Here is an 18,699-nt window from a genome sequence, read left to right as displayed (position 1 = left end):
AGGCGTCGAGCCGACAAGGCAGGACGCCCGGCTAAGCCTCCCGCCGTGCCGGCTTCGACGGCCACCAGATGCGGCGCCCGACGTCGACGGTCAGCGCGGGTACCAGCAGCGAGCGCACCAGCAGGGTGTCCAGCAGGACCCCGAAGGCGACGATGAACGCGATCTGCGCCAGGAACAGGATCGGGATCACGGCGAGCGCGGAGAACGTCGCCGCGAGCACGACGCCGGCCGAGGTGATGACCCCGCCGGTCAGCGACAGCCCGCGCAGGGTGCCCTCCCGCGTTCCGCGGGTCAGCGCCTCTTCGCGGACGCGGGTCATCAGGAAGATGTTGTAGTCGATCCCCAGTGCCACCAGGAAGACGAACCCGAACAGCGGCACCACCGGGTCCGCACCGGGGAAGCCGAGAACGTGGTTGAACACCAGCGCCGAGACGCCCATCGTCGCCGCGAACGACAGCACCACGGTGGCGATCAGCAGCAACGGCGCCAGCAGCGACCGCAGCAGCAGGGCCAGCACCAGGAAGATCACCAGCAGCACGATCGGGATGATCAGCGCGCGGTCGCTCTTGGACGTCTCCTGCGTGTCGAGCTGGATCGCCGTCGGGCCGCCGACCTTCGCGTTCGCGCCGGGCACCGCGTGCACGGCGGCGCGCAGCCTGCCGACGGTCGCGACCGCCGCTTCCGAGTCCGCCGGATCGGTCAGCACGGACAGGATCTGCACCCGGCCGCCGGCCACCTTGGGGCGGCCGTCGGGGCCGGGCAGCGGGACCGACTGCGCCACCCCGTCTGTTGCGGACGCCTTCAGCACGGCCGGCAGCGCGCCGGCGTCGGCGATCGTGATCGCGGGCGCGCCGAGGCCGCCGGGGAAGTGCCTGCCCAGGATCTCCTGCCCCGTCCCGGATTCGACCTCGGTGAGGAAGACGTCGGACTGCGCGGTGCCGGACGCCTTGAGCTGCGGCAGGAACGCGACGCCGATGCCGAGCACGAGCGCCGTCACCACCCAGACCGTGCGCGGGCGGCGGCCGACCAGGCGCGCGATCCGCCCCCAGATCCCCGCGGTCTCCGGGTGCGGCGAGCCCAGCGCCGGCTTGAACGGCCAGAACGCACCGCGCCCGCACAGGGCCAGCGCGGCGGGCAGGAACGTGGTGGACGCCAGCAGCGCGGCGCCGATGCCGATCGCCGCGACCGGGCCGAGCCCCTTGTTCGAGTTGAGGTCGCTGAACAGCAGGCACAGCACGCCGAGCACGACGGTGCCCGCCGAAGCGGCGATCGGTTCGAGCGTCGCGCGCCAGGCGAGTTTCAGGGCGTCGAACCGGCTCGGGGTGTCGCGCAGCTGCTCGCGGAACCGCGCGACGAGCAGGAGCGCGTAGTCGGTCGCCGCGCCGAAGACGAGGATCGAGAGGATGCCCTGGCTCTGGCCGTTGAGCGCGAGGACGTCGTGTTTCGCGAGCAGGTAGACGACGAGGCTGGCGAGCCCGAGCGCGAACACCGCCGAGAGCAGCACCAGGAACGGCAGCAGCGGGCTGCGGTAGACCGCGACGAGGATCAGCGCGACGACGCCGCCGGCGACGAGCAGCAGGATGCCGTCGATGCCGCCGAACGCCGTCACCAGGTCGGCGATCTGCCCGGCCGGCCCGGTGACGAGCACGGTCAGCCCGGCCGGGGCCCCGCCGAGGCGGGCCCGGACCTCCTTGACGACGTCGGCGGGGTTGCCGTCGGCGAAGACCGGCACGGCGAGCTGCACAGCCTGGTCGTCCCGCGGTGCCCGCTGCGGCTCGCCGAGCGGGCCGGCCACCCCGGGCACGCTGCCCAGTTCCCGCGCCTTCGCCTCGAGGAACCGGCGGTCGTCCGCGGTCAGGCCGCTCGTGCGCTCGGCGACGACGGTCGCGGGCAGCACCTGGCGTGCGCTGAACGTCTTCTGCTCGTCGGAGACCTCGGTGGCTTCGGCCGAGCGCGGCAGGAAGGCGGCATTGTCGTTCTTCGCGACCTCGCTGAGCTTCCCGGCGAACGGCCCGCCGAACCCGCCCAGCCCCAGCCAGGCGATCACCAGGAGGGCCGGGATCAGCCAGCGGAGGCGGCGCGGGTTCTCGTTCATGGTCGCTAAGGTCCTTTCGAGGGCGAACACGCCCAATTGTTCAGCAAGCTGAACATTCTGCACGACGACCCGGAGTGACGGTGAGCACAAACCCCGACCCCGACCTGAGCACCTGGCCCACGGGCCGGTTGCTGGCCGTGGCCGCGCGGCTGGTGGAGCAGCGCTGGGCGGCCGTGCTCGACGGCATGGGACTGACCCACGCGGGGCTCATCGCGTTGCACCTCCTGCGCGACGGGCCCCTGCCCCAGCGGACGCTCGCCCAGCGCTGCCAGGTGACGGACCAGACGATGAGCCGCACGCTCGACCGCCTGGCCAAGGCCGGGTTCGTCACCCGGGCCGCGGACCCGGCCGACGGCCGCCGCCAGCTGACCCGGCTGACCGCGGGCGGCCGGGCCGTGCACGAGCAGGCCGTCCGCGCCGAGCCCGCCGTGCTCGGCGACCTCGGCGACGACGGCTCGTTCCGCGCCGGGCTGCTGGATCTGGTCACCCGGCTGTCCGCGGGCGATTGAGAGCCCACGGAGCTGGGTAGCTTTTCTTCATGTGGATCGCGGTGAGCACCCCAGTGGCCGTCCTGATCGCTACCGTGCTGATGGAGCGGTTCGAGCGACGATGCAGCCTGGTGCGCACCGCCGAAGCCGAACGCCGCCCGGTCCGCCGCTGACGCAGGCCGCCACCCCCCTCATGTGATCCACGTCTCACTCTCCTCCCGAGAGAACCCCGACCACCCCCGTCGGCGACCGACTGGGCAGCCCCGGCGTGCAGGAACCGGGTTCAAGGGAGGAGAACACCATGCGTGGCACCACGAAATCCACCCGCACGGTCACCGGTCTGGCCCTCGCGGCCGGGCTGGTGACGGCGGCGAGCATCGGGATCGCCGGCGGCGCGTCGGCGGGCCAGGGATCCACGGAGGGGACGATGACGAACGCGAATCAGCCGCCGAAGGGCGCGCGGGCCACCGTGCAGGTGAGCCCGAACCCGACCACCCGGCGGGGCCAAGAAGTGACCATCACCGGGAACTGCGGCGGCGGCACCGGCCTGAAGTCCGTGCTCGGCGGGTTTCCCGACCGGCCGGCCCTGGAGAACATCCGGATCCTGGAATCCGGACCGGATCGGTTCGTGGCCAAGGCGAATGTGGCCGGCCACATCGGGAACGGCGTCGGGCCCGTGTTCGTCGACTGCGGCGGCGAGGCGGGCGTGACCCTGCTGGTCACCCACGTCTGAGGCGGTACGGCAAACCCGCTCACCGGCCGGGGTTCCGGTGAGCGGGCGCCGTCGAAATAGCCGCGAATTCAGCAGGTCTTCCACGCGAAGTGGTAAATCGTGTCCACGCTCGCGTGTTCGGAATCCATTTCGATGTAACTCAGGCCGGACGACGTGCCCGCGTCCGCCCGCAGTTCCGCATTGATGTTCAGGTTGCGGCTCTCTCCGCACGGCGCGAACACCAGCTCGGCCACCTCGGTGGTGTCGGTGGCCCGCCACACGCCGTGGAACGGACCCGGGAAGGTGTGCCGCTCACGGGCGGTCGGCGCGGTCCCGGTGAAGTAGTAGTTGGCCTGCTCGAGGGCGCTGGCCCCGCTCTCGATGTGCGCGAAGCCGCGGTACTCCGCCTCGGCGATCGCGTACGTGAATCCCTGCGGCACGTGGACGACCACGTTGATCTGGCAGTTCTTCCGGGCTTCGAGCGCCGACGCGCCACCACCGGACTTCGCGGTGAAGTTCGTGTAGTGCACCGTGAACGACGTGTTGTCGGACGCGACGTCGGCCGACGCGGTGGCCGTGCCCGCCGGGCAGCCGGAGCCGTTGATGGTCTTGATGTCGAGCGTGATTTTTTCGGCCGGAGCCGACGCCGCCGAAAAATCGACGGGTGCGGCGAGGGTGGACAGAGTCATTGCGGCTACGACCGAAATACCGAGCATGACGCTCCTCCAAATGGGCCACGGTGCCTGGTGGTGATGATGATCGGCGCGCGGAGAGGATCGTAGCGCAATCGAAACCTTTTCGACGGCCACTGAACGGAGTAACACGACATGCCGGATGACGGGAAATCCATTTCCCGCTATTTCTCCTCGGCCGGGGTCCGATATTCGCGGAATCCAAGGTCAAGACTGGTTCGGGCCACCGCCGTGCCGGAGCGAATACGGCGGGGTGCAGCCACCGAGCAGCGCTTCGGCGTCCAGCGTCGCGGCGCCGCTCCCCCGCTCCGCGAACCGCCGCGCCACCAGCGCGCCCGGGTCCGCGACCCGGTCCACGCGGCCGGTCAGGAAGGCCCACTCGTGCTCGTCGGAACCGAAGTACAGCACCGTCGGAAACACCTCGCGGAACCGCGGCCACGCCGCGCGCAGCGTCTCGTTGCGCCACAACGTCGGGCAGCCGGCCTGGCCGGTCACCACCCCGCCGGGGGCCAGCAGCCGGGCGCAGCGGGCGAGGAAATCCGTGCCGTACAAGCGATTGTGCTGCGCGTCCGCGTCAGTGTTTTCGTCCGGCAGGTCGATCACGACCACGTCGTAGGTCTCGCCCCGCCTTCCGGCCGCGGCCAGGAACGCCCAGCCGTCCTCATAGGACACCCGGACTGGCCCGTCCCCGCGCTCGGCCCGGGCGAGGCCGGCCGGGGTGTAGCCGTAGGGCAGGTGCTCCGCGCAGGCGCGCACGGCTTCGGAGTCGATGTCGACGTGGTCGACGTGCGCAGCACCCGCGGCTACCGCCAGCTCGGACGCGACGCCCTCGCTCGACCCGATGACGAGCACCCGCCGCACCCGCTCGGCCAGCAGGAGAGCGGGCACCATCAGCGCTTCGTGGTACACCAGCTGGCTCGCCTCGGTGCTCTGGCGCTCGCCGTCGCAGAACAGCGAAACCCCTTGCGCGGTCGTTCCGATCAGCACCTCCTGGTAGGGCGTGCGCGCGTGGAACCGCACGTCGCCGACCTCCCAGACGCGGGTGAGGCCGGGACCGACCGGTTCGTGGATCAGGGGCATCAGCGTTCTCCCCGGTGGAGGACCGACAGGTGGACCGAAGCGGCGTTCAGCGAAGTGGCCAGCAACCGCAGGGCGTGCTCGGGATCGGCGCGTTCCCCGCAGGTGAACACGTCGGCGAAGAGGGACCCGTGTTCCGGGTAGGTGTGCACCGACGCGTGCGACTCGGCCAGCAGCGCGATCACCGTGGCGCCCTGCGGCGCGAACCGCTGCGCCACGACGTCGAGGACCGTCGCCCCCGCCTGCGTCACCGCCGCCCGGAGCAGCTCCCCGAGGCGGACGGGGTCGTCGAGCAGGGCCGGGTCGACGCCGTGCAGCTCGGCGAGCACGTGCCGGCCGGTGAACCGGCCGACGTCAGACATCGCCCCACCGGCCGATGCAGTGCGTGCGCAGCGGCTCGATCCCGTTGAACCCCACCGACGCGTAGCTCGCGGTGTAGGCCCCGGTGCCCGGCAGGTCGAGCCGGTCGCCGGTGCGCAGCGACCGGGGCAGCTCGTACGGCGTCCGCTGGTAGAGCACGTCGTCGCCGTCGCAGGTCGGCCCGGCGAGCACCACCGGGCCGCCGGGGCCGTCGTGCTCGTCCACCGGTTCGAACCGGTAGGCGATCGCTTCGTTCTCGGCCTCGGCGAGGCCGTTGTAGCGACCGATGTCGAGGTACACCCAGCGTCGCTCGTCCCGGTGCGCCACCAGCACGACCTCGGTCCGCAACAGGCCGGCGTCCGCGACGAGCACCCGGCCGGGCTCCAGCAGCAGCTCCGGCCGGCCCGCCGGGAAGGACATCGCCAGCGCCGACTCGATCGTCGCCGCGTAGGCGGCCAGCGGCGGGACGGCGGTGCGGTGGGCGGTCGCGAAGCCGCCACCGAGGTTGAGCCGGGTCATCGGCACGCCGTGCGCCGCGGCTTCGCCGAACAGCTTCGCCGCCGTGGCGATGCCGATCTCCCAGGCGGTGACGTCCGGCTGCTGCGAGCCGACGTGGAAGGCGATGCCGGGCCGCAGCCCCCGCTCGGCCGCACGCAGCACCAGGTCGAGGGCCTCGGCCGGAGCGCAGCCGAACTTCCGGCCGAACGGCGTCGCCGAGTCCGGCGCGTCGAGCACGACGCGGATCGACACGGCCGAACCCGGCGCGTACTCGCCCAAGTGGTCGACGTCGCCGGGAGCGTCGGAAGTGAACTCCCGGACCCCGCGTTCGAACGCGAAGGCGATGTCCCGGGGTTTCTTGATCGGGTTGCCGTAGGCGAGGTCCGCCGGGCCGGCGCCGCGCTCGAGGCACAGCTCGAGCTCGGCGGGCCCGGCGACGTCGAAGCCGATCCCGGCCGCCACCAGCGCGTCGAGCACCGGTGGCGCCGGGTTGGCCTTGACCGCGTACCGGATCAGCGCGCCGGGGAACGCCGCGCCGAACTCCCGCGCCCGGGCCGCGACGACGTCGGTGTCGACGACCAGGCACGGCGTCGGCGGGTCCCGCTCCTCGAGGTACCGGCGGATCCGGGTGAAGTCGGCGCACACGGGCGCCAGTGTCGCAAACGGCGGTCAGGCGAACCGCCACAGGTGGTCCGGCGTCCCGTTGTCGTCCCACTGGGTCACCTGGGCACCGTCCGCCGTGGACTGCTGGTCGACCGCCAGCACCTTGCCGCTGCGGACGTTGACGACCTTCGACCAGCCGCCGCCCGCGTCGACGATCCGCCAGTCGTGGTCGGGCGTGCCGTTGTCGCGGTACTGCTGGACGTGGGCGCCGTTGTCGAGGCTCTGGTCGTGCACGGCGAGGACCTTGCCGCTGTTGCGGTTGACGATCCGCACGGTGCCGTCCCCGTTGTCCACCACGGTCCAGAGGTGGTCGGCGGTGCCGTTGTCCGACCACTGCGTCACCTCGGCCATGTCGGCCAGCGACATGTTCGAGACGGCGAGCACCTTGCCCGACCGCTGGTTCTGGAGCTTCCGCCACCCGGTCGTCGACGCGGCCGGGCGCGTCAGCAGCGCCAGGTAGCCACCGGCGACCGGGCGGGCCTGGAAGCCGCGCTGGGTGGCGTCGGCGACGACGTACCAGTCGCTGAACGGCACGCGCTGCGGAGTGGTGTTCGCGTAGCTGTAGACGCCTTCGACCAGCGTGTTCCGGATGTTCGGCTGGTCGGTGAGCCACGCCGCGGTCCACAGCTCCCAGTCGGCCTTCGTGTAGTTGTTGCGTGGGTCGAGCAGCACGCCGTGGGCGCCCGCCCGGGCCTGGTACCAGGCGGCTTCCTGCGCCGCGACACCCAGCGGGACCAGGTCGAGACCGAGTACGCGGTCGGCGAAGCCGTTGTACTTCAGGCTCCAGGTGCCCGGCTGGTCGTAGGCCAGCTTGAGGTGCTGGTTCGACGAGTCCTGCGCGAGGGTCACCCACTGGCTGATGTAGCTGCGCGAGGTCGACCGGTACCGCTGGGCGTCGGCGGTGTTGCCGGTCGCGGCGGCGATGATCCCCATCGCGCCGACGCCGACGATGCCCTTCAGCGCGAGGTTCGCGCTGTGCGCGATGAACCCGGTGAAGTCGTCGGTCTGGTTCTGGAAGCCGGGGTCGAGGGTGTTGGCGACCAGGTACTCGGCCCACTGCCGCAGGATCCGGTAGTGGGCGTTCGCGAAGGCCACGGCGTCGGCCGACGGGAGCCGCTGCACCAGCGCGGCGGCCATGATCAGCAGGTTGGCCGACTCCTCGACCGGCATGCTCTCTTCGTTGCCGTCGTTGTGCCCGGTCGCGTCCGGGTAGTGGGTGCCGAGGTCGTGCTCGGCGAACGGCATCGGCCAGCCGCCGCGCTCGGCGTAGTCGAGCAACGGCTCCAGCAACAGCCGCAGGTAGGCGGGCGAGGAGTAGAGGTAGGCCGGGAACGCGGGATAGGTGACGTCCACTGTGGACATGTTGCCGTTGGAGGAGGTCTCCTTGAGGAACGCCCAGGGCGCGCCGCCCCGGTCGACCAGCTCGGTGCCGCCGAACGCCTGGCGCAGGGCGAGCGCGCAGATCCCGGCGTAGTGCTCCCCCGTGCTGCCACCGCCCGCCGCGGCGACGGCGTCGTCGTGCAGGCGCTGGTCGATCGCGGTCGCGGCCGACAGCGCGGCGGCGTAGTCGTTCGCGAACCACACGGCCATGTCCTGCCAGCTGCCCCAGTAGTGCGTCCACCACGGCCGCAGCTCGGTGCCGAGGTAGCGGACCGCGGGTGTGCGGACGTGCCCGATCGAGAGCGTGAACGGCGCCGACGTGCCACCGGCCGGGATCGTGCCGAGGTTCCTGTTGAAGGCCAGCACCGGCCAGCGGTCGTTGATCGCGCGCGGCTGGGCGGTGTCGCTCGTGTTCGGCAGCCCGCCTTGGCCGGCGGAGGCGGCACGCACGACGGTGTCCTGCCCGATCTGCCAGCTGACTCCGGACGCCGGTGCGGCCAGCACGAGCGAGCCCCAGCTCGCCTGGTCGCCGTTCTCCTGCAGCACACCCGGGCTTGCCGGGGTGCAGCTGAGCAGCGTGTAGCCGTTCGATTGCTGCTGCGTCCAGGTGACCGGGGTGGCGGTGTTGCCGTGCACCCACTCGGCGGAGGTGTCGAAGTGCAGGTCGACGGCGTGCGCGCGGCCGTCGGCGCTGGCGGCCTGGATGGTCACGTAGCCGAACGGCACGCACTGGCGCTGCAGGTTCGCCGGGTCGACCGGGGAGAAGAACGTGACGGTGAGGTTCACCCCGCCGCCGGTCAGGACGTAGGTCGAGCGGGTGCCGGTGACCTGCAGGCTGACCTGCGTCATCGGGGTGAGGGCCGGCCCGGACGGCAAGGCGGGTGCCCCGGCGAAGACGTAGGCGGCACCGTCGATGCGTGCGAGACCGCACATCGCCGTGATGTGGCCGGTCCAGAAGCCGGCCCAGGTGCCGGGGAGGTTGTCGGCGGGCTGCCAGGTGGACAGGTACGGGGAGCGGACGATCAGCGGGGTGGCGGGCGGCCGGATCGGGCTGAAGGTGCCCGCAGCGGCGGTCCCGGGCAGCCAGAGTGCGGCGGCGACGGCGGCGGCCGTGCCCCCGGCGAGCCGGAGCAGGTCGCGGCGGGTGAGGTGATCGCGTTCTCGGGAGGACATCGGTGGCCCCTTCCAACGGCGTGCGAGCCGGGCGGCGAACAACGCAGGGTCACTTTTACATCGTTGGTACAACGTTGTAAATCCGCCGAAGGTCGGTGCGGCCGCAAGGTGCGGACCAGTGCGACCGCAGGTCCGGTGCCGGTTTCGGGCCGCTGCTCTCAGGCGACGCGCTTCGGCCGGTCCGACGGCGGCCACACGTAAGGCAGGTCCGACGGCACCCCGGGGAACAGCGCCGCGTAGTGATCCGGGTCCTTCCGCACCAGCGCCGACTGGTGACTGCGGTGGAGCGCTTCGTCCCCCAGCCAGGGCGGCAGTTCACCGGCGGCGGTGAGTTCGGCTTGCGTCCGGATGTCGGCACCGCCCACCGACCGGGTGAACTCGTCGGTCAGTTTCACCGCACACGTGTCCGCCGCGCCCAGTTCGCACCACACCGCGCACACCTCGAGGCCGTAGCGCGTCAACGCCTCTTCGTACCCCGTCCACATCTTCGCCGCCGGGTGGTGGCGCCAGCCGTAGCCGGGGATGACGAGCGCGCGCAGCACCTGCAGCGCCTCCACGCGCTGCTTGCCGAGGCGGCGGCGGTCGAGCGCGCGGGCGCTGGCGGTGAAGTCGGCACACGGGAGGAACGTCTGCATCCGGGCCGGATACCCCGGCACCCGCCCGCCGATGCGGGAAGATCGGCCGCCCTTCGCGGCTCCGACCGCGAGATCGGGGCCGCGAAGGGGGCGGTGGCGGTCACCGGAGACCGGTGCGCCCACGGCAGGTGTCGGCCGCTTCCGGTTCGACGCTCACCCGGGCGCGCAGGGGCCGGGCTTCGAGGCCCTCGACGTCGATCACCAGGAACCAGTGGGCGTTGGCCGGGATGTGGATCTTGAACATCGGTGCGGTGGCCACCCCGCCGTGCATCCGGTAGTACTGCCGGCGCCGGTAGGCCTGGAAGTTGACCGCGGTCAGCAGCCTGACGTTGGCCATGGCGTCCAGGCGGACGGTGACCACCGCGTCTCTTCGCACCTTTCCCAGGTCGAACACGCTCGCTTCCATTTCGTCCCTCTTCCACGCGTGGTTTTCCGGTTCGATTTCTGCGGTCGCGGGCAGCGCGGAACGCGCCGCGGAGCACACGACGGGAGCGGAAGATCGGGACGTGCCTAGCCGGGGCCGGTGCCCGGTTCGCAGGGCCGCCACAGCGGCAGGAAGGTCTCGTGCGCCCGCGTGGCCGCCTGGAAGCCGTGCGATGCGTGGCCGGCGGTCAGGAAGGCGGGCGGGATCGTGGAACCGGTGCCGGAGGCGACATCGGGCGACACGGGCGCCCGGGGGTGCGCCGGAGCCGGGGCATCCCCGGGAACGTGACCGCCGAGCCGCGGCCGGGCGTGCTGAGCCGCCACCGCGCCGCCGCGCTGCTCGCCGGCGGCGGCGGTGGTCCCGGCACAGGCCGGGCCGGGCGCGACCGGCCGGGCCGGGCTGGTGGAGGCGACCACCGCCGTCGCCGTCACCGGCTCTGCGGACGCGGTGGGGATGAACTTCCGGGACAGCGGCGGAGTGCCGGCCGCACCACGGGCGGGCGGGACGACGGAGCCGGCCACGGGCGGCCCGACGACATCGCCCACCGGCGCCACGATGGGCCGGCCGACCCCATCGACGACGGGAGCGACAACGCCGGCCACGGGAGTGAGGAGATCGGTCAGGACGGGGGAAGCGGCCTCGAGCACCGGTCCGACGAGGTGCGCGGTCACCGGTCTGACGACACCGGCCAGCGGACCAACGAGGCCGGCGACCGGCCGGGCAACGACGGAGACCAGCGGATCGGCGGAGCGCAGAAGCTGCGCCACCGGCTTGACGACCGTGGTGGCGGTCTGGGTCACCGGGGTGAGCACCGCCTGCGTAGTGCCCGATATCGGCTCGAGCACCGGCACGGCCGAACGCACCACCCGCGACACCGGCGCCACGACTGTGGCAGCGCTCGCGGTCACGGGCGAAAGCACCGCCTTCGCAGCGCCCGATATCGGCTCGAGCACCGGCACGGCCGAACGCACCACCCGCGACACCGGCGCCACGACTGCGGTAGCGCTCGCGGCCACCGGCGACACCGCCGCCTTCGCAGCGCCCGATATCGGCTCGAGCACCGGCACGGCGGAACGCACCACCTGCGACACCGGCGCCACGACTGTGGCAGCGCTCGCGGCCACCGGCGCCTTCGCAGCACGCCCCACGGGCTCGGCGATCGGCGCCGCAACACGCGCTGTTCGCGAAACCCGCTCAGCCACGACCGGCGGCACGACATCAGCGGCACTCGATCGCGCGGCGTGCGGGGCAGCCCGTTCCTTGCCCCGCCCCACCACTTCAGCCGCAGCAGGACGGGCCGCGTGGTCCGCCGGCTTCAGCGTGCCGACCACCACGCCGATCGGATCCGGCGGGCCCGGGGTCGCCGCGTCGGCGTCGCCGGACGTCAGCCACGACACCAGCCAGAGGCCCGCCACGGCCCCCGCCAGTACCAGCAGCCGCCGCGCGGCGGCTGGTGCGCCGCCCACGTTGCGAGCCCGGGTCACGTCGGCGAACCTCCACACTTAGAGCAGGCATGGGACGTACCCTTCAACGCCGCTAATCACACCCCCGCTACGGGCCGTCCGGCGCTTCCACTCGTCCGGCCTAGTCCTTCGGTGTCGGCGAACGTGACTGAAGACTCCAGGCGGGTGAAACCGCTGGACTAGCCGCCGGGCGCGGGGTGCGTCCGCCGAAATCAGGCTTCTTGAGCGCGGCGCTGTCCGGAGAGCGCGCCGAGCGCCGTGACGCCGTGCTGGAGCCCTTCGCGGAACGTCGTGCGCTGGCCCGGGGACAGGTCGGCCAGCAGCGCGTGTTCGACCTCGGCGACCGCGGGCGCGCAACCGGCCAGCAACGCGCGTCCGGCGTCGGTGAGACCGGCCAGCAGGACCCGCTTGTTGTCCGCCTTCGGCGTGCGGGCGATCAGCCCGCGCTTTTCCAGCGTCAGCACCATTTCGTGCATGGTCTGCGGGCGCAGGAAGGAGCGGCGGGCCAGCTGCGCCGAGGACAGCGCGCCGCTGGCTTCGAGCACGGTCAGCGCCGTGTACTGCAGCGTGGTGAGCCCGAGCGGCCGCAGGGCGTCGTCGAGCAGCGCCCTGATCACCAGCTCGAGCCGTTTGACCAGGTAGAGGGTCAACGGCGGGCCGGCGGGGTACTCCTGGGCGGAGGTGCTCACGGCGCCCATCATGGCACGGGCCCGCCACTATGCTCCGATCATGGACCTCGGCCGGCAGACCCGCGTGCGGCAGGCGCTCGACTCGTTTTTCGGGGACCCGGAACCGCCGTCCGGCGATCACGTCCTCGACCTCTTCCACCGCACCGCCGAGACCGTCCCCGCGTACCGGAAGTTCCTGCAGGAGCACGGGATCGAGCCGGAAAGCGTCGTGACGATGGCCGATTTCCGGAAGCTGCCGCCGGTGGACAAGGCCGGCTACCACCGGAAGTACCCGCTGCCCGAGCTGTGCCGCGACGGCACGTTCGACGAGCTCGACATGATCGCCGTCTCCTCCGGCTCCAGCGGCCGCCCGACCATCTGGCCGCGTGCCCTCGAAGACGAGCTGCACGTGGCCCGGCGGTTCGAGCAGGTGCTGGTGCACGCCTTCGGCGCCGACCGGCGCAGCACCCTCGCCGTCGTCTGCTTCCCGCTCGGCACCTGGGTGGGCGGGCTGTTCACCACGGCGTGCGTGCGCCACCTCGCGGCCAAGGGCTGCCCGATCACCGTCGTGGCGCCGGGCAACAACAAGGCGGAGATCCTGCGGGTGCTGCCCGAGCTCGCGCCGCACTTCGACCAGGTGGTGCTGCTGGGCTACCCGCCGTTCGTCAAGGACGTCGTCGACACCGGGCTCGCCGAGGGCGTCGACTGGCCCGCGTACGCGATCAAGCTGGTGCTGGCCGGCGAGGTGTTCAGCGAGCAGTGGCGCGAGCTGGTGGCCCGGCGCGCCGGGATCGCCGACCCGGTCCGCGACGTCGCGTCGCTGTACGGCACGGCCGACGCGGGGGTGCTCGGCACCGAAACCCCGCTGTCGGCGGGCATCCGCCGGTTCCTGGCCGGCCGCCCGGAGCTGGCGCGCGAAGTCTTCGGCGACGCACGGCTGCCGACGCTGGTGCAGTACGACCCGGCGAGCCGCTTCTTCGAGGTGCACGAGGGCACGCTCGTCTTCACCGCGGACGGCGGCATCCCGCTGATCCGCTACCACATCGCCGACGAGGGCGGGATCCTGCCGCACGCCGAGCTGCTCGCCCACTGCGCCCGGCACGGCTTCACGCCGCCGCCTGGTCCGGAACTGCCGTTCGTGTACGTGTTCGGCCGCTCGCTGTTCACGGTGTCGTTCTTCGGCGCGAACATCTACCCGGAGAACGTGACCGTGGGCCTGGAGCAGCCCGGCATCAGCGACACCGTGACCGGCAAGTTCGTCATCGAGTCGGTCGAGGACGCCGACCGCGACCGGCGGCTGCGCATCACGGTCGAGACGGCCCCGGGCGCGACCGCCGACGCGGCCGGGATCGCGGCGGCCGTGCGCGCGCAGCTGGTGCGGCTCAACAGCGAGTTCGCGCACTACGTCCCGCCGGAGCGGCAGCTGCCCGACGTCGTCCTGCGCCCGGCGGGTGATCCCGGGTACTTCCCGGTCGGGGTCAAGCACCGCTACACGCGGCCGGCCTAGGGCCGGGCCAGTTTGCGGAACCGTTCGCGGCGCTCGTCGGCGGACGAGCCGTCGGCGATGTCGTCGTCGAACCACGAACACAGGGCCGCCCACAGTTCGGCGCAGCCCGCGAAGTCGTCGATCACGGACTGCTCGGTGAGCTCGGCGATGTCGGCGATCAGGTGGTCGAGCCGGCGATCACAGAGCCGCACGTACTCCCGCACCACGATGTTCGCGTCGAGGCCGGTCTTCGCGCGCGGGCCGGCCGCGCCGCGCAGCTCGGCGTGCAGGCGGTCCTCGGAGTAGAGCGGGAACCCGGCGATCGAGCCCGGGTAGCCGGACTCGGCCGACCACTCGCGGAACGCGCAGATCGCCTGGTAGCGCGTGTACCAGTCCTGTTTCCCGGCGGCCAGCCTCGCCAGTTTCCGCCAGGCGTCGCGGTCGGCCGAGCGCCAGCGGTCGAGGGTGCGGCCGTCCGGGGCCGGACCGGGGTCGAGGGCGTGGACGCGCCAGAAGTGCGCGCGGCAGCCGGCGATCTCGGCGACGAGCCGGCGGACGTAGCTGACCTGTTCCCAGACGTGGGCGCGCTGCGGCCGCAGCGGCGCGGCGCGGTCCGGGGAGAACGTCACCATCTCGAAGACGCGGAACAGCTCGTGACCGCGCAGCGCCACGAGGTCGGGGTCCTCCCCCATCACCCAGGAACGGCGCTCCGGCAGCCGTCCGCTGTGGCTGATCGTCGCCGCGTGGTAGAGCTCGCGGACCGCGCGGCGGGCCACCTCGTCCCGCGCCTCGCCGACCAGACGCGGGTTGCGTGCGCGGTCGCGCAGGTCGCGTTCGCCGCGCGGGCCGACTTCGAGCATCGCGACCGCGTACACGCTCGCCGCGTTGTAGCACTCCTCCCACGACCGGCGGCGCCCGGCGGCTTCGACGGTGTCGTCGAGCGCTCGCGGGTCCGGCGGCCAGCGCCGGTCCGGGCAGACGTCGGCCAGCCGGACGCGGCTGCCGGGGTAGGCCGGCTGGGGCTCGGGCACCGCGCCGGTGACCGGCTCGACGTCCGCCATCGCGCGCCGCAGCACCGACCAGACCAGGGACAGGTCGAGGGCCCGGTTCGTCAGCTGCTGCCAGCTGCGCCGCCAGCGGCGGCGGAACCGGCGGTAGTCCTCGATGAGCCGTTCGATTTCGTACTGCGACAGCGCGCCGAAGTACGACCGCATCTCCGCCGCGCGCTGGTTGTACTCGGCCAGCTGCGCCGGTGTCGCCTCGTGGACGAGCAGTTCCTCGACCGGCACGCGCAGCACGCGCCGGTGCAGCTCGAGCCGCTTCTCCCGGGGGATCGCGTACGGGCGCGTCCGGACGTCGAGGTCGACGTAACGGCGGAAGCGCAGCTCCAGCGCCGCCCGCAGTTCGGCGCGGCGCTGCGCCCGCGCGTCGCCGGGGACGCCCGCGGTGGTGCGCCGCACCCACCAGGACCCGGCCACGGAATCGCCGTGGCCGAGGACGAGCGCGTGCCGGTAGCGGGCGATGAGCAGGGCGACGTCGCGGCCGCGGCCGGCGTGGCGGGGCTGGCGCGCGAAGTCAGGGCCGATCCACCAGCGGGCCAGCTCCGGGTGCCCGCGGCTGCACAGGGTGATCACGTCGTCGTAGGTGGCGAGCGCGTCGAGGTGCAGGTCGAGCTGTTCCTGCAGGGCGGCGATCTCCAGCCTGATGTAGACGTTGGCCGGGTCGAGGCTGAGCGCCCGGTAGTACTCGGCGAGAGCTTCGTCGTAGCGGCGGTAGGCGATGAAGTGGTTGGCGCGCTGGTAGGCGTCGAAGAGCTCGTACGGGATCTTCGCGCCGCGCCAGGCGGCCCAGTGGATGTTCGTGCGGACGTACGCGCTGCGCGGGATGACCAGCGCGGCGACGGCGTTCGCGGCGCGGTGCAGCACGCGCGGCCAGTTCGCGTCCTCGATCACCAGCGGGCTCGCGGCGAAGCGCGGGACGCGGACGAGTTCCAGGATGAGCTGGTGGCGGCCGGGGGTGTTGCCGGGCCGGACGGTGCCGGTGACGGTGAACGCGGCCGGGGGCTGGGCGAGCCGGATCAGCTTGGTGACGGCCTTCCACCAGCCGTCCGCGGAGTCGCCGGCGTGCTCGACGATCTGGAGGAAGTCGTAGGAACTGCCGGCGCCCGGGACCGGCGTCGGGGTGTAGAGGCGGGAGTCGTTGAGGAACCGCTTGAAGGTGGCGGTCAGCTCGACGGCGGAGTCGATTTCGCGGTCGTGGCTGCCTTCGGGCCGTTCGTCGGCGAACACCCGGATGTCGATCTGGTTGGCCCGGTACGCGGCGGCTTCCAGGCGCGCCTTGCCGACGAAGTACAGCGTGAGCACGGCGGAGATGAGCACGACGGACGTCTGGAGGACGGTCCAGGTGATGACACTGGCGACCTTCGGGTCCCGGACGAAGGTCCAGTTCTGGAAGAACGGCAGGTAGGGCACGACGGCGAAGCCGGTCGCGACCAGCCCGGCCGCCACCGCCGCCAGCCACCACCGGATCCGGTGGGCGGCGGGCAGTTCGGCCTGGTCGAAGCCGCCGAGTCGCCACGCGGACACATCGATCACCCCCTCGTGTCAGATTACTCGCGGAGGGAGTGCGTTTCGTTACGGCCCGTGATCCGGGCGTTCGGCGATGACCCGGGCGTGGGCTGCGCACCGCCCGCCGGCACCCGGAAATCCGCCTCCGTCACACCCCGGTGGTCCACCTAGTGCAAATGCACTATGCTGAAGTTTCACGGTTGAGCCGTCAGCCGCTGCCGGACGTTCCGCGCCCGGGCCGGCAGGCTGCCACTTTCGGCACCCCGTCCCGCGAACGTCCGGCCTGCCCCGCTGCCCGAGGAAGCTGCCCGACGAAAGGGTGTGCCGCGATGGTTCCCGAACCGCGCCCGGCCGACCACGAGCTCACCACCACCGATTGGATGAGCGCCGGCGGCCACATGTCGCTGCGCGTGCGCCGCCCCGAACCGCACACCGTCCTCGTCGAGGTGACCGGCGAGATCGACCTCAGCACGGCCCGCCGCTTGGACGAAGTCCTGCAGGCCCGCATCCGCAGCCAGGTCGACGAGATCGCCATCGACCTCTCCGGCGTCACGTTCTTCTCCGTCGCCGGGCTGAACTCGCTGCTGCGCGCCCGGCTGCTCGCCGACACGGCCGGAGCCCACCTCACCGTGGACGCCGGAGGGTCCCGCGCGGTGCGGCGGCTGTTCACGTTGCTCCCGGCGGGCTTCGACAGCGTCGCGAACGTCCGCCCGATCCGGTGACCGCTCACCCGGCCGACTGACGCCCCAGCCGCCGGACGGCGTCGACGATCGCCGTGTTCGGTGCGCCCTTCACCAGGTACTCGGTGACGCCGGCCGCGGCGAGCCCGGCGATCGAGGCCCGGTCGGCGTAGGCGGAGAACGCCAGGATGGCGGTGTCCGGGCTGCGCCGGGCGATCTCGCGCGCCGCTCTGGCCCCGCCGCCGCCCGGCATCCGGACGTCGAGGACGGCGACCGCGGGCCGGTGCCGCTCGGCGAGCCGGATCGCCTCGTCGGCGTCACCGGCGACGGCGACCACGGCGATGTCCGACTCGGAGTCGAGCACCTCCTTCAGGACGTCGCGGATCATCACGTCGTCGTCGGAGATCAGCACCCGCAGCTCGGTCACCGTTCGAGTCCCGTCGCGTCGGGCAGCATCGGCAGCCAGAACTCGACGACCGTGCCCTCGCCGGGCGTGCTGCGCACCGAAAGCCAGCCGTGCGCCGCTTCGGCGCGTTCGTGCATCTCGACCAGCCCGAAGTGGCCCGCGCCGGCGTCGCCCCCGGCCGTGCCGACGCCGTCGTCGGTGATCCGCACCAGGGTCCCACCGTCCACTGTGGACAGCGTGACCTCGATCCGGGTGGCCCGCGCGTGCTTGTGGACGTTGCTGAGCGCTTCCTGGCAGATCCGGTACACGGTGATCGCCGCCTCGGGGGACGGCTCGGCGGTGAGCTCGTCCCGCACCGAAGCCGTCAGCCCCCACCGGCCCGCGACGTCGTCGGTGTAGGCCGACACCGCCTCCACCAGCCCGTGCCGGTCGAGCTCCGGCGGCCGCAGCCGGGACACCAGGTCGCGCAGCCGGGCGATCGCGGCACCGACCGACTCGTCGAGGCCGCCGACCGCGCTCGCGTGCGGTTCCGGCAGCCGGGAGGCGAGCAGCTGCAGGCGCATGCCGACGGCCACCATGGACTGGATCGACTCGTCGTGGACGTCCCAGGCGATCCGGCGCCGCTCCACCTCCTGCGCTTCCACGAGGTGCCCGACCAGCCGGCGGCGTTCGCGCAGGGCCTGCTCGGCGTTGCGGCGTTCGGTCATGTCTCGGGTGACCTTCCCGAACCCCTGCAACTCGCCCTGCTCGTCGAACAACGCCGTGATCACCACGTTCGCCCAGAACCGGGTGCCGTCCTTGCGCACCCGCCACCCCTCGTCCTCCAGCCGCCCCTCCTCGACCGCGACCTCCAGCTCCCACGCCGGCTTCCCCGCCGCCACGTCCTCAGCCGGGTAGAACACCGAAAAATGCTGCCCGATGATCTCCCCCGCCGACCACCCCTTGATCCGCTCCGCCCCCGCGTTCCAGCTCGAAATCCGGCCCTCGGTGTCCAGCATGAAAATCCCGTAATCCTGAACGCTCTGCACGAGCAGGCGGAACCGCTCTTCGCTCTCCCGCAACGCCAGCTCGGCCGCGCGGCGTTCGGTCACGTCTCGGGTGACCTTCCCGAACCCGCGCAACTCGCCCTGCTCATCGAACAACGCCGTGATCACCACGTTCGCCCAGAACCGGGTGCCGTCCTTGCGCACCCGCCACCCCTCGTCCTCCAGCCGCCCCTCCTCGACCGCGAC

At 72.3% G+C, this 18,699-nt stretch carries 18 protein-coding genes; 5 read left to right on the top strand and 13 right to left on the bottom strand.

The genetic code is table 11. The features are described from left to right. Window positions 1–31 precede the first annotated feature (31 nt). Complete coding sequence (locus AB0M80_RS32175; RefSeq protein WP_364572455.1) at window positions 32–2,095, bottom strand: MMPL family transporter; 2,064 nt, start codon at window positions 2,093–2,095, stop codon at window positions 32–34. Between the two features lie 74 nt (window positions 2,096–2,169). Between AB0M80_RS32175 and AB0M80_RS32170 the strand changes: the two genes are divergently transcribed. From AB0M80_RS32170 to AB0M80_RS32160, 3 genes are all read left to right on the top strand, one after another. Beyond that, on the top strand, window positions 2,170–2,604 hold the full coding sequence (locus AB0M80_RS32170) for a MarR family transcriptional regulator (protein WP_364572453.1): 435 nt from the start codon (window positions 2,170–2,172) through the stop codon (window positions 2,602–2,604). 29 nt (window positions 2,605–2,633) lie between these two features. After that, window positions 2,634–2,756: a hypothetical protein gene (locus AB0M80_RS32165; RefSeq protein ID WP_364572451.1), complete on the top strand. Its 123-nt coding sequence runs from the start codon at window positions 2,634–2,636 to the stop codon at window positions 2,754–2,756. 128 nt (window positions 2,757–2,884) lie between these two features. Beyond that, window positions 2,885–3,316: a hypothetical protein gene (locus tag AB0M80_RS32160; RefSeq protein WP_364572449.1), complete on the top strand. Its 432-nt coding sequence runs from the start codon at window positions 2,885–2,887 to the stop codon at window positions 3,314–3,316. A 68-nt stretch (window positions 3,317–3,384) separates the two neighbouring features. Here the strand turns inward: AB0M80_RS32160 and AB0M80_RS32155 are convergent, their stop codons facing one another. The 9 genes from AB0M80_RS32155 to AB0M80_RS32115 form a co-directional block, all read right to left on the bottom strand. Beyond that, on the bottom strand, window positions 3,385–3,984 hold the full coding sequence (locus tag AB0M80_RS32155) for a DUF4360 domain-containing protein (RefSeq protein ID WP_364572447.1): 600 nt from the start codon (window positions 3,982–3,984) through the stop codon (window positions 3,385–3,387). 210 nt (window positions 3,985–4,194) lie between these two features. Then, the gene (locus AB0M80_RS32150) at window positions 4,195–5,067 is read right to left on the bottom strand and encodes a spermidine synthase (protein WP_364572446.1); all 873 of its coding nucleotides are present in this window, start codon (window positions 5,065–5,067) and stop codon (window positions 4,195–4,197) included. Beyond that, the gene (speD, locus tag AB0M80_RS32145; RefSeq protein WP_364572444.1) at window positions 5,067–5,426 is read right to left on the bottom strand and encodes an adenosylmethionine decarboxylase; all 360 of its coding nucleotides are present in this window, start codon (window positions 5,424–5,426) and stop codon (window positions 5,067–5,069) included. The genes AB0M80_RS32150 and speD overlap by 1 nt, the downstream gene beginning before the upstream one ends. Next, window positions 5,419–6,567: a type III PLP-dependent enzyme gene (locus AB0M80_RS32140; RefSeq protein ID WP_364572442.1), complete on the bottom strand. Its 1,149-nt coding sequence runs from the start codon at window positions 6,565–6,567 to the stop codon at window positions 5,419–5,421. Before AB0M80_RS32140 ends, speD begins: the two co-directional genes overlap by 8 nt. Before the next feature lie 24 nt (window positions 6,568–6,591). Beyond that, entirely contained in the window at window positions 6,592–9,138 is a 2,547-nt protein-coding gene (locus tag AB0M80_RS32135) for a DUF5127 domain-containing protein (protein ID WP_364572440.1), read from the bottom strand. Between the two features lie 158 nt (window positions 9,139–9,296). After that, window positions 9,297–9,773: an MSMEG_6728 family protein gene (locus AB0M80_RS32130; protein ID WP_364572438.1), complete on the bottom strand. Its 477-nt coding sequence runs from the start codon at window positions 9,771–9,773 to the stop codon at window positions 9,297–9,299. A 100-nt stretch (window positions 9,774–9,873) separates the two neighbouring features. Then, on the bottom strand, window positions 9,874–10,167 hold the full coding sequence (locus AB0M80_RS32125; protein ID WP_364572436.1) for a DUF1883 domain-containing protein: 294 nt from the start codon (window positions 10,165–10,167) through the stop codon (window positions 9,874–9,876). Window positions 10,168–10,283: 116 nt separating this feature from the next. After that, the gene (locus AB0M80_RS32120) at window positions 10,284–11,528 is read right to left on the bottom strand and encodes a hypothetical protein (RefSeq protein ID WP_364572435.1); all 1,245 of its coding nucleotides are present in this window, start codon (window positions 11,526–11,528) and stop codon (window positions 10,284–10,286) included. A 344-nt stretch (window positions 11,529–11,872) separates the two neighbouring features. Beyond that, window positions 11,873–12,361 (bottom strand): MarR family transcriptional regulator, encoded by a 489-nt coding sequence (locus AB0M80_RS32115; protein ID WP_364572434.1) that lies wholly within the window; start codon window positions 12,359–12,361, stop codon window positions 11,873–11,875. Window positions 12,362–12,389: 28 nt separating this feature from the next. Here AB0M80_RS32115 and AB0M80_RS32110 point away from each other — a divergent pair, with 28 nt between their 5' ends. Then, entirely contained in the window at window positions 12,390–13,835 is a 1,446-nt protein-coding gene (locus AB0M80_RS32110) for a phenylacetate--CoA ligase family protein (RefSeq protein WP_364572433.1), read from the top strand. Here AB0M80_RS32110 and AB0M80_RS32105 read toward each other — a convergent pair. Then, on the bottom strand, window positions 13,832–16,399 hold the full coding sequence (locus AB0M80_RS32105) for a hypothetical protein (protein ID WP_364572432.1): 2,568 nt from the start codon (window positions 16,397–16,399) through the stop codon (window positions 13,832–13,834). The two genes, AB0M80_RS32110 and AB0M80_RS32105, sit on opposite strands and share 4 nt — an antisense overlap. 311 nt (window positions 16,400–16,710) lie before the next feature. On the opposite strand from AB0M80_RS32105, the gene AB0M80_RS32100 reads away from it, so the two are divergent. After that, window positions 16,711–17,103 (top strand): STAS domain-containing protein, encoded by a 393-nt coding sequence (locus AB0M80_RS32100; protein WP_364572430.1) that lies wholly within the window; start codon window positions 16,711–16,713, stop codon window positions 17,101–17,103. Between the two features lie 4 nt (window positions 17,104–17,107). On the opposite strand, the gene AB0M80_RS32095 is transcribed toward AB0M80_RS32100, so the two are convergent. Next, window positions 17,108–17,488 carry a response regulator transcription factor gene (locus tag AB0M80_RS32095; protein WP_364572428.1) on the bottom strand — a complete coding sequence of 127 codons (381 nt, stop codon included), beginning with the start codon at window positions 17,486–17,488 and terminating at the stop codon, window positions 17,108–17,110. Further along, window positions 17,485–18,699 (bottom strand): PAS domain S-box protein (locus AB0M80_RS32090; protein ID WP_364572426.1); only part of this gene is annotated, 1,215 nt, incomplete at its 5' end. The genes AB0M80_RS32090 and AB0M80_RS32095, both read right to left, overlap by 4 nt.

Source organism: Amycolatopsis sp. NPDC051045 (assembly GCF_040682955.1).
GTDB lineage: Bacteria > Actinomycetota > Actinomycetes > Mycobacteriales > Pseudonocardiaceae > Amycolatopsis.
Note: the sequence above shows the minus strand (reverse complement) of the source record. Positions and strands in the feature narration are given on the sequence as shown.